The following is an 8,466-nucleotide window of genomic DNA, read 5'->3' as shown; positions in this document are numbered from 1 at the left end:
ATGCGCTTCGCCCAGATTTCCAATTCGCCAGAAGCTTCCAATCGGTTGATCTCGTCCAGGACAAGCTTCAGCTTGCTCTTCATCCAGTCGAACACGCCGAAGCCCATGATCATCCGCTGGAACTTGGTCCACTGATCCAGCAGATTGGATCCCATGCCGTCGAATGTCTGGGACAGTCGATCCATGGCCCCACCGTACTTCTCATCGAAAATGCCCAGAATGGCATCCTGAATGGCCTGCCGGTCACTGGCCAGCGCGCGCACAATCTTGGTGGTGCCATCCCGGCCGGTGTAGGAATACTCGAAGTGCTTTCCGACCTTGGCCGCCTTGATGCCCAGCTCCTTGAGGCGCTCGTTCTCGCCCGTTACTGCGTCGGCCATGGCCTCGACGGATTGCATCAGCGGTTTGTTCATCGCGGCAGAGGCATTGCCGAGTTTCTGCAGCATACCATTGGTCGGGTCGAGGCCGTAGGCCCGCAGTTGCACGAACGACGCCATGACCTGGTCAAGCTCGTAAGGCGTCCTGGTGGCGAACTCCTCAACCCAACTCATGGCTTCCTTGGCGGCCTGTGCGGACCCTTCGGTCGTGGTCAGGACGGTCTGGAATTTCTCGAACTGGCGTGCCGGGCTGAGCATCGCAACGCCAGCAGCGGAGACAGTACCGCTATAGGCGGTCCAGATCCCTCCCGCGATCAGAGCCGCCCTGCCGAAACCGGCAACGCCGCTGTACATCATGGCCGCGCTGGATCGCAATCGGGCGGTCTGGGCCGCGATCACCAGATTGGTTCGCCGCACACCTGCACGCAATGTGTCCTGAGCGCGGTTCAACCGAGCGACGGACCGGGTGTACATGTCCGTCGCACGTTTGGCGGCAGCCGATGAGCGGGCAGAAACCCGATTGGCCAGCTCAGTGGCACGGCCCATACGCTTCTGCAGGGCAATGAACCGCCGCGCCGGGCGCGTGGCCTTGTCGACCAGCTTCAGCACCATTTCGGCTTTGCGGCGGCTCATGTGTCGTCCTTCGGTTTCGTCTGTTCTTTGATGGCCTCAGCGACCAACCGGTCATATTCGAGGCGCTCATCGCGCCAGAAGCAGAACTCCTCCTCGGACATGTCCATCAGCTCGGAATGGGAAAAGCCGCATTCAACGAGATGGACATGATCGAGCGGGCTGCTCAGGCCTGTCCGTTTCCCGCGTCGTCCTCGTCATCCTCGTCATCGCCCAGCACTTCGCCGGTCAGGTGCAGAACGTCGCCTGTCGGAATGAGGGTTTTGAACTCGTCCAGGGTGAGCTTTTCGCCGTTAAACTTGCAGAGCAGCGACAGGTAGATGTCGGACGTGCTGAGCGGGTTTTTCTTGGCCAGACGCTGGGCCTTCATCCAGGTCGAGTGCGGCTGGAACTTCGGCCAGGTCACTTTGATGCCGGTTTCGGGCAGCGTGGTATCGTCAAAGCCAGTGCTCTCGGCCTTGTGCTGCTTCAGCAGGGCAACAACGCCGCCATCTTTGGTCGGGGTTTCGGTCTTGGTTTCCATGTCAGGATCTCCGGGGCATCTTGTGGGCAAAGGTGGCAGGCTCCGCGAATGCCCAAAAAACGGAGCCCGCCAGGTATGATGGCCATGTCGGAACTCACGGCCACCAATCGGGGGTCAGTCGGGCCAGACGTCCTCGCCATTCACCTTGTAGATGTTGGCGAAGAGATCGACCTCGACCAGAGGCGTTTCCGAGCTGGTGAGGCGCTGCATCAGGTAGGTGCAGCTGAACTCGCCGGTATCCTCCTGCGCCTCGCCCTTTTTCACCGAGGCGAAGGCGTTTTTGGTGAAGAGCGCCCGCACATGGGTGATGAGCGTGGTGGATTTCTCCTCGTTGAGGCCATCCGCATCGAAGACATCGATCTTCTGATGCACCTGGAACCGCGCCGCCTTGTTCGGGCGCGAGAAGATCGACACCATCTCCGGCTCGGGGAACAGAAGCTTGATGCTGCCCGTCAGCCCGCTGAGACCCCGCCGGGGCAGCATTAGCACGCCGACAGAGCCGAGCGTGTCATGTTCCACCGTGCCGCTTTCCAGCTCGGGGATGTTGAACTCGTTGCAGATGCCCAGCAGTTCCTTGTCTTCAAGGTAAACCGGGGCGTCCGTGACCTGTCCGTATTGCAACATGGTTCAGGGTTCCTTTTTTACGCGGCCAGCCCGAGGGCGTTGCCCAGCAGGTTCAGGTCGATGTTGCGATCCACGGTGATCCGCTCCATCACACCGACCGGCGCATAGGTCAGCCGCCAGTAATACTGGCCCTGCGCGACGGACATGCTGGTGGTCCTGGTGCGGTCAAAGCGGAACTGGCCGCCGGACAAAACCGGGTCATCGCCGGTCATCAGCGACTTGAGCCAGTCGTTGATCTGTTCCTCGATAAACTCGATCCGCGCCGGGTTGCCGTTGCGGTCCTTGTGCTGATCGAGAAAGGCGATGACGCCTTCATCCAGCACGTCTTCAATCAGCTGAACATGCAGGAAATTGCGCATATCCGTGTCTGTTGGCCACGCGCTGGACCGGTTGCCGGAGACTTGCGGCCCCTTTCCCCAGCGCTCCTCGACGGTCACGATGCCCGCATCACGCAGGCCCTGAACGTCCGACGTGGCGTCACCGGGGATGTACAGGACCGGTGTTTCAGAGTCCTCGATGCCGTAGACCGGGCGGTTTGAAGGCGAATGGTGATACCCGTCCTGCATGATGGTCCGAAGCCATACGCCTGCAAAGCGCGCCGAGTAGGGATCAAGGCGAGTCTGACCGGGATTGGCCGTGTCGGCGACCACCATGTGCGGCCAGACCGGGACCAGGCGGCGATTGGAAAACTGCAGGTCGAAGCTACCGGACGGGCCGCGCGCCTCACGCACCTGTTGCGCGGTCACGCCGGTGGGTGTGTCCAGGATCGCGCGTGCCCGGATCCGGGCGCAGATGGTCTCCAGTTCGGCCCGCACGCCGGTCAGGCCGGTGAAGCCAGGGGTCAGCAGGATTTTGGCAAACCGACCGAAACGCTGATAGCTGTCATAGGCCAGCTTCAGGCCGCTGGGTTTGCCAGACACCGAAAACGCGCCGATGATGTCCACATTGGTCACATCGCCGACACCGCCCGTGTGGACAGCCGGATCGTAGACATTGACCACTTCGACCTCGCCGACGCCGGCGGTGCCGGCCTGGTCGAAGATCGCATCCAGAGCGGACGGGATCGTGAACCCGGTTGTATGCACGCCAAAGGCCGCTGTAGCCTCTTCCCGTGTTTTGATGATGACGGATTGGTTGATGTAGTCCGCCTGTTCCTGCGCCGTGGCATGCACGGCATCGATGGGCGCGGTGCCCACCAGGAACACGGTGGCCACCGGCTGGGTGCGCACGGTGGACGAACCGGGACCGGTTTCGATGACCTCAACGCCGTAGTAAGGACCGGACATCAGTTGCCTCCCTTCTTCGTGGATTTGGCGGCAGGCTTGGTGGCAATCTCATCCACCTCCTGCAGCAGCTTGCTGTCGATCATGCCTTTCACGACAGCATTGTCGGCGGGCAGATCGACGGGATCAGCACCGGGGATCAGTGCCACGTCCCTGAATTCGGACTGCATCTGGCCATCGGGGCCTTTGGTCTGACCATGGTCGATGCCGACAGCTCGGTCGGCGTCATCATCCGATCTCTGATGGAGGAGGCCGAAACCGGCCTTCAGCTCGACCTCGGCACTCTCACAGAAAACCACTCGTAAGGATAACAACAATGGCAAAACGCAAAGTCAAAACCGCAGGCGCAAACCTACCCATCCCTCAGGACGACAGCGAGGCACGTGCCGCGATCCGCGAGATCGGCGATCTGAGCCGGGACGCGATACGCTTGGAAGCCGAACTGAACGACAAGATCGCCAAGCTGCAGGAAGAGTATGGGGAGATGGTCGCGCCGATCCGCGAGTTGATCACGGCAAAGCAGGAAGGCCTGAAGATGTTTTGCGAGGTCAACCGGGACCGGCTGACAGGTGGCGGCAAGGTCAAATTTCACAGATTTGCGACGGGTGAGATTTCGTGGCGACTGCGCCCCGCGAAGGTGAGCATCCGGGGCAAGGACGACGTAGTCGCGGCCATCAAGGCGGCGAAGCTCGGCAAGAAGTTCCTGCGCACCAAAGAGGAAATCAACAAGGACGCCATGCTGGAGAAGGACAACCGCTCTGTCGCAGCGGCAATCTCGGGCGTGACCATCGGTTCGGATGGCGAAGACTTCATTGTCGAGCCGTTTGAGACCGAACTGGCTGAGGCGGGCTGATCATGGGCGGGCGTACCAGCAAAACTGCCAGCGATGGCACCAAGACCGTCTGCAACGCCTGCGGCAAGGCCGTGCGCGGCCAGAAAGGCCTCAAGGCCCACCAGTCAGTCTGCCCCGGCAAATCCAGCTGAACCAGGTACGGCGGGCCACTCATACCTTCCCGCCAAAGCCGCCGCGCTCACCTGCTCGCAGCGCGGCGGCACCAACCACAAGGAAAGAAACCATGACCGCCTTGCACACCATTGATGGCACGATCAGCCTGAATGACCTGCCCGTATCGGCTCTGACACCCGACGGACTGGGTGACACATTGGCCAAGATCAATCGGTTTGCCGGTCGCACACCGTTGCCCTGGCCAGTGTCTGCGCATTCGGTGGTCGTTTCCCGCCTTTGCCCGGATCCGCAGGACAAAGCATGGGCGCTCCTGCATGACGCACACGAGGCCTTTATCGGCGACATTATCACGCCTGCCGTGGAATTTATCGCCCGGCAAACCGAGTACCGTCACACGATCAACCAAAGCGTCCGATGTGCGAAACATCATCTTGACCGCCAGATCGCGGCAGCCTGGGGGGTGGAGCCGCGCTGGACATCAAAAGACGTAGCTTTCTTTGACTGGATCGCTCTGCAGGCGGAGAAGGCTGTGTTCTTTGATGTCGAACATGAGCGGGATCCGCAGGGCCACATCGAACGCGCCGTCAATCTGATCATCGAACTGCAGGATGCCGGCGACTGGCGTTTCTTCCGCAGGCTCTGGATCGAAGAGGCGGTGCACCTCGCGTCCGCTGGCCTGCTCACCCTTCCCAAAATCGAAACCTGATCCAAACCAAAGGAGACAGAAATGCCCCGTCGCGAAGACATCCATGTAGGGCAACGTATCCGGCAGCGCCGTTGGATATTGAACCTCACACAACAGCAGGTCGCCGCCCAGATCGGCGTGCAGTTCCAGCAGTTGCAGAAATACGAAACCGGAATGAACCGCGTCAGCGCCTCGCGGATGCCCGACAGCAATCGAGATGTGCTGCACCGGGCCGTGGTAGGTGTATCGGGCCATGTCAGGCTCCTTCTTTGAGGAAATCGGTCATGAGGGGGGCGGGCGCGTTCTGCGGACGAGGCACAGCCGGGATGGTGCAGGCGACCTCGATCACGTAGCGCCAGAAACTCTCGTCCTGATCGGCGATGCCATCGCGGACCAGACGCAGCTCGGTCCCCTCTATCCGTGCGGCCTGCAGGGCAAACCGCACCTGCTCGACTTCGCGCGTGCCGCGCATCGCATGACCCAGCGTGCGCAGCTGCAGGTGGATGGCAAAGGACGGGCTGCGCTGCTGCCAGCCCGCGCGCGTGCCGTCAGGGGCCGCATAATTCGATCCGGTGTATTGCACCAGCGCGGCCTTGTTTGCCTGCCCCATGTCGAAATCGCCGGGGCGATCCGGAAAGACATCAATCAGGTAATCGGCCCCAAGATGCTCTTTCAAGGTGGCCACGATCCCGGCCTCGATCTTTTCCAGATGAGTGGGTTTCAGCTTGGTCGACACGTTCAATAGCCTTTCAGGATATCAGAGGCTTGCGGTGCGCCCCCGGTGATCGAGGGCAGGTCGGCAATGGCGTCGGGCGTCTCGGGGGTGTCCAGATCGACGCCATCCTTGCGGTCGCGGATCAGATCCAGCTTGCCGTCCCCAATAGCCTCCAGCGCTTTCACTGCGGCCTTGTAGCGGGCCTCGACGGTGTCGGTGATCTGACCCTGACTGCCCTTCTTGTCGCGCAGCCGGTACCGCACGATGTCGCCGCCCAGCCCCTTCAGCAGGTTGGGCATGTCCCCCGCATTCAGCGCGCGCAGCCAGTCATGGCGGGCCAGCACGAACCCGGCGATCAGCTCATCGACAAAGGCGATTTCCCGGTCGATCAGCGCCACATCGATCTGGCTGCCCTCGAGGCTGTTGAATGCCCCGGTGCCCGCGATCAGCTGGGCCTCGGTCTCACCGAACTGGGCAATGAAGTCGTTGGAGGTCAGGAAACGGCCCATGAAAGCTTACTCGGTGGCGGCCTTGGCAACAGCGACGTTCTCGGCGGTCAGCTGCATGCCGAGCTGTTCGTTCAGCGCCTTGAGAGCATCCGCGCGGATCTCGCCGTCTTTCTTGAAGACAGTGTCCGGCAGTTCTTTGACGGCAGCCCGCAAAGCCTCGAACTTCTCCTCTTCAGAAAGGCCGGCGTTATCGTTTGCCGCCTCATCGTCGGGATCCGCGTCGCGCACCGCACCGTCCGGCAACTCCGCCAGATCGTCGTCGGTCAGCTCGATGGGATCGCCGGCGGCGTAATACTTGCCATCCTTCTTGATGCGATGATTGGCAATGTGGGACATTTCAGGTCTCCGTTGATTGGGGGCGGGCAGTTATTCCGTCATGCCCAGGACGATGGTGGCGGGGTTGGCCCCGCCCTCCTGCTCTCACGCGGTATGGGTTAGATCGGGTTCTGGAACAGGAAGCCTGCGTCGGCGCCGGTCAGTTCGGGCGACCATTCTTCCTTGATCTTGTAGACCCAGCTGTCGCAGCTATCGTCCGAATAAGGCTTCATGATCATGGGATGGCCCTTCAGCCGGTACGTGTAACCGAAGGATGGCACCATGTAGTTCGTGCCCATCGGCCTGAAGGACAGGATCGCGTCAGTGCCCCAGACATCCTGCGCATCCGCGTCGTCTGCGGCGCCATCCTCGAGATAGACGGCCTTGCCGACGATCACCTTCTCGATGTCGAAATACTTGGCCAGCATTTCGACGGTGATTGAATCGGAGCTGGTGTATTTGAACTGCTCCTTGATCTTCGGATGCTGCTTCAGCACGTTGAAGGTGGGTGCGCCGATGGTCAGCTGGTTGGGATAGCGACCGATGCGCCGGCGCACCTGTTCCTTGCCCTCGTTGATGTCAGCCGCAGGATCGCTAGCCGGATCCGACCATTTGTCCCCACCGGCCAATACCATCTTGTTGTTGGCACCATAGTTGCCCGGATCTCGGACCAGCTGCGCGATCTCGAACTCGCGGCCCAGGGCAATGATATCGAGGACCATCTCGACGCTGCCACGCGCCAGATCGATGCCGGGTACCTTGGAGGCTTCCTCCATGTTCTCCCAGGGCACCTTTGCCGCCAGAGCTTCCTGCTGCAGAGCGACAGGGTTGGAGGCATAGCCGTACTGCACGGTCTGGTATTCCGCACCAGGTGCGCGGCGCGTGTTCATCTTGCGGAAACTGTCCTTGCCAAAGCGCAGGACGCGCACACCACGGGTCGGGATGTCAGCAACCGGTAGGATCAGGTGGCCGATCATTTCGGCGTTGCGATAGCCCTGCGCGTGGGTCGACAGGATCGGGTCGATCACGCGCGCCTGGGCGGTGTTCATGTTGCGGGTGTTCATATCGGCCCCTTACTTGATCAGGATTTTGACGATGTCGCCGGGATTGGCGGCGGCGGTCAGGGCCAGCCCGGCGGCGGCCCCTGCGGCCATGGTGATGGGCTGGCCATTGGCGTCGGACTGGACCTCGGCCCCCTTGGCGATGGCGGCCCCGGCGATCATGTCGCGGACGCCGACGACATCGACGGCCACGGCGCGCCCGGCGACCTCATCGTTATGAGACACGCCAAGCACGGCACTCCCGTCACCGGCCTGCGCCCCATCTACGGTGACGAAGCGATGCGCGCTGACATTCTCCGTCAGCAGGACGGAAATGCTCAGGGTGGAAATGGAAGTCAGAAGCGGCCCCATGGATCAGGCTCCCTGTACGGCGGCGACGGCGTCGATATAGGCCGTGCCGGGGTTGGCTTTCTGGAAGGCGACCGCCTTGCCGTGCAGTGCGAGGTCTTCGCGATCCACCGACAGACCATCGGGTGCGGCGAAGGCAACGCTGGCCGCGCCCGGCTCATCGCCCAGATCGGTTTCGCCCTGCGGCACGATCTCGGGCTGCGCGTTCAGGATGTCCTTCAGCAGGTCGGCCGGGCTGGCGGTTTTGTCGGTACCGTCATCCGAAAACGAAATCTCGGTCCCGGTCAGGCCGCCCAGCTCATCGAGCAGCGCGGCCACGCTGTCCTTCTGGACCGGCAGCAACTTGCCCTTGGCGACCAGGTCGTCGGCAAACGCCACGCTTTCGGTGTGGCGCAGTGCGCGCTCGCGCTTGGCCAGGTCCGCCTCGCG

14 protein-coding genes and 1 pseudogene are annotated in these 8,466 nt (G+C 61.8%); 4 read left to right on the top strand and 11 right to left on the bottom strand.

The annotated features are described in order from the left end of the window. The 5 genes from GOX53_RS28260 to GOX53_RS28240 all read right to left on the bottom strand — a co-directional run. On the bottom strand, positions 1-1,010 hold a 1,010-nt coding region (locus GOX53_RS28260; RefSeq protein WP_254446847.1), incomplete at its 3' end, for a tape measure protein. 163 nt (positions 1,011-1,173) lie between these two features. Continuing rightward, positions 1,174-1,530: a hypothetical protein gene (locus tag GOX53_RS28255; RefSeq protein WP_171182214.1), complete on the bottom strand. Its 357-nt coding sequence runs from the start codon at positions 1,528-1,530 to the stop codon at positions 1,174-1,176. A 114-nt stretch (positions 1,531-1,644) separates the two neighbouring features. After that, complete coding sequence (locus GOX53_RS28250) at positions 1,645-2,154, bottom strand: phage major tail tube protein (protein WP_171182213.1); 510 nt, start codon at positions 2,152-2,154, stop codon at positions 1,645-1,647. A 17-nt stretch (positions 2,155-2,171) separates the two neighbouring features. Next, positions 2,172-3,440 carry a phage tail protein gene (locus GOX53_RS28245; protein WP_171182212.1) on the bottom strand — a complete coding sequence of 423 codons (1,269 nt, stop codon included), beginning with the start codon at positions 3,438-3,440 and terminating at the stop codon, positions 2,172-2,174. After that, entirely contained in the window at positions 3,440-3,736 is a 297-nt protein-coding gene (locus GOX53_RS28240) for a hypothetical protein (protein WP_171182211.1), read from the bottom strand. Before GOX53_RS28240 ends, GOX53_RS28245 begins: the two co-directional genes overlap by 1 nt. 17 nt (positions 3,737-3,753) lie before the next feature. On the opposite strand from GOX53_RS28240, the gene GOX53_RS28235 reads away from it, so the two are divergent. The 4 genes from GOX53_RS28235 (at position 3,754) to GOX53_RS28225 (ending at position 5,362) form a co-directional block, all read left to right on the top strand. Next, a complete protein-coding gene (locus GOX53_RS28235) occupies positions 3,754-4,290 on the top strand; it encodes a host-nuclease inhibitor Gam family protein (protein WP_171182210.1) in 537 nt (178 codons plus the stop codon). Positions 4,291-4,292: 2 nt separating this feature from the next. Beyond that, complete coding sequence (locus GOX53_RS30190; RefSeq protein WP_256415919.1) at positions 4,293-4,421, top strand: hypothetical protein; 129 nt, start codon at positions 4,293-4,295, stop codon at positions 4,419-4,421. 92 nt (positions 4,422-4,513) lie between these two features. Next, positions 4,514-5,110: a hypothetical protein gene (locus GOX53_RS28230; protein ID WP_171182209.1), complete on the top strand. Its 597-nt coding sequence runs from the start codon at positions 4,514-4,516 to the stop codon at positions 5,108-5,110. Between the two features lie 21 nt (positions 5,111-5,131). After that, on the top strand, positions 5,132-5,362 hold the full coding sequence (locus GOX53_RS28225) for a helix-turn-helix transcriptional regulator (RefSeq protein WP_171182208.1): 231 nt from the start codon (positions 5,132-5,134) through the stop codon (positions 5,360-5,362). On the opposite strand, the gene GOX53_RS28220 is transcribed toward GOX53_RS28225, so the two are convergent. The 6 genes and pseudogenes from GOX53_RS28220 to GOX53_RS28195 all read right to left on the bottom strand — a co-directional run. Continuing rightward, positions 5,346-5,825, bottom strand: a complete 480-nt coding sequence (locus GOX53_RS28220) for a Gp37 family protein (protein ID WP_171182207.1) — start codon at positions 5,823-5,825, stop codon at positions 5,346-5,348. The genes GOX53_RS28225 and GOX53_RS28220 overlap by 17 nt on opposite strands. A 2-nt stretch (positions 5,826-5,827) precedes the next feature. Continuing rightward, complete coding sequence (locus GOX53_RS28215) at positions 5,828-6,313, bottom strand: phage protein Gp36 family protein (protein ID WP_171182206.1); 486 nt, start codon at positions 6,311-6,313, stop codon at positions 5,828-5,830. A gap of 6 nt (positions 6,314-6,319) precedes the next feature. Next, a complete protein-coding gene (locus tag GOX53_RS28210) occupies positions 6,320-6,649 on the bottom strand; it encodes a hypothetical protein (protein WP_171182205.1) in 330 nt (109 codons plus the stop codon). A gap of 98 nt (positions 6,650-6,747) precedes the next feature. Next, entirely contained in the window at positions 6,748-7,692 is a 945-nt protein-coding gene (locus GOX53_RS28205; RefSeq protein WP_254446846.1) for a major capsid protein, read from the bottom strand. Positions 7,693-7,701: 9 nt separating this feature from the next. After that, complete coding sequence (locus GOX53_RS28200; protein WP_171182204.1) at positions 7,702-8,040, bottom strand: capsid cement protein; 339 nt, start codon at positions 8,038-8,040, stop codon at positions 7,702-7,704. Positions 8,041-8,043: 3 nt separating this feature from the next. Next, positions 8,044-8,466, bottom strand: a pseudogene (locus GOX53_RS28195) (hypothetical protein); the annotation flags it as partial.

The organism is Ruegeria sp. HKCCD8929, assembly GCF_013031405.1.
Lineage (GTDB): Bacteria > Pseudomonadota > Alphaproteobacteria > Rhodobacterales > Rhodobacteraceae > Ruegeria.
This window is presented reverse-complemented; position numbering and strand designations above follow the sequence as displayed.

Coding starts and splice junctions, on each gene's coding strand:
- GOX53_RS28255 (WP_171182214.1), bottom strand. CDS start 1,530: ATGGAAACCAAGACCGAAACCCCGACCAAAGATGGCGGCGTTGTTGCC.
- GOX53_RS28250 (WP_171182213.1), bottom strand. CDS start 2,154: ATGTTGCAATACGGACAGGTCACGGACGCCCCGGTTTACCTTGAAGAC.
- GOX53_RS28245 (WP_171182212.1), bottom strand. CDS start 3,440: ATGTCCGGTCCTTACTACGGCGTTGAGGTCATCGAAACCGGTCCCGGT.
- GOX53_RS28235 (WP_171182210.1), top strand. CDS start 3,754: ATGGCAAAACGCAAAGTCAAAACCGCAGGCGCAAACCTACCCATCCCT.
- GOX53_RS30190 (WP_256415919.1), top strand. CDS start 4,293: ATGGGCGGGCGTACCAGCAAAACTGCCAGCGATGGCACCAAGACCGTC.
- GOX53_RS28230 (WP_171182209.1), top strand. CDS start 4,514: ATGACCGCCTTGCACACCATTGATGGCACGATCAGCCTGAATGACCTG.
- GOX53_RS28225 (WP_171182208.1), top strand. CDS start 5,132: ATGCCCCGTCGCGAAGACATCCATGTAGGGCAACGTATCCGGCAGCGC.
- GOX53_RS28215 (WP_171182206.1), bottom strand. CDS start 6,313: ATGGGCCGTTTCCTGACCTCCAACGACTTCATTGCCCAGTTCGGTGAG.
- GOX53_RS28210 (WP_171182205.1), bottom strand. CDS start 6,649: ATGTCCCACATTGCCAATCATCGCATCAAGAAGGATGGCAAGTATTAC.
- GOX53_RS28205 (WP_254446846.1), bottom strand. CDS start 7,692: ATGAACACCCGCAACATGAACACCGCCCAGGCGCGCGTGATCGACCCG.
- GOX53_RS28200 (WP_171182204.1), bottom strand. CDS start 8,040: ATGGGGCCGCTTCTGACTTCCATTTCCACCCTGAGCATTTCCGTCCTG.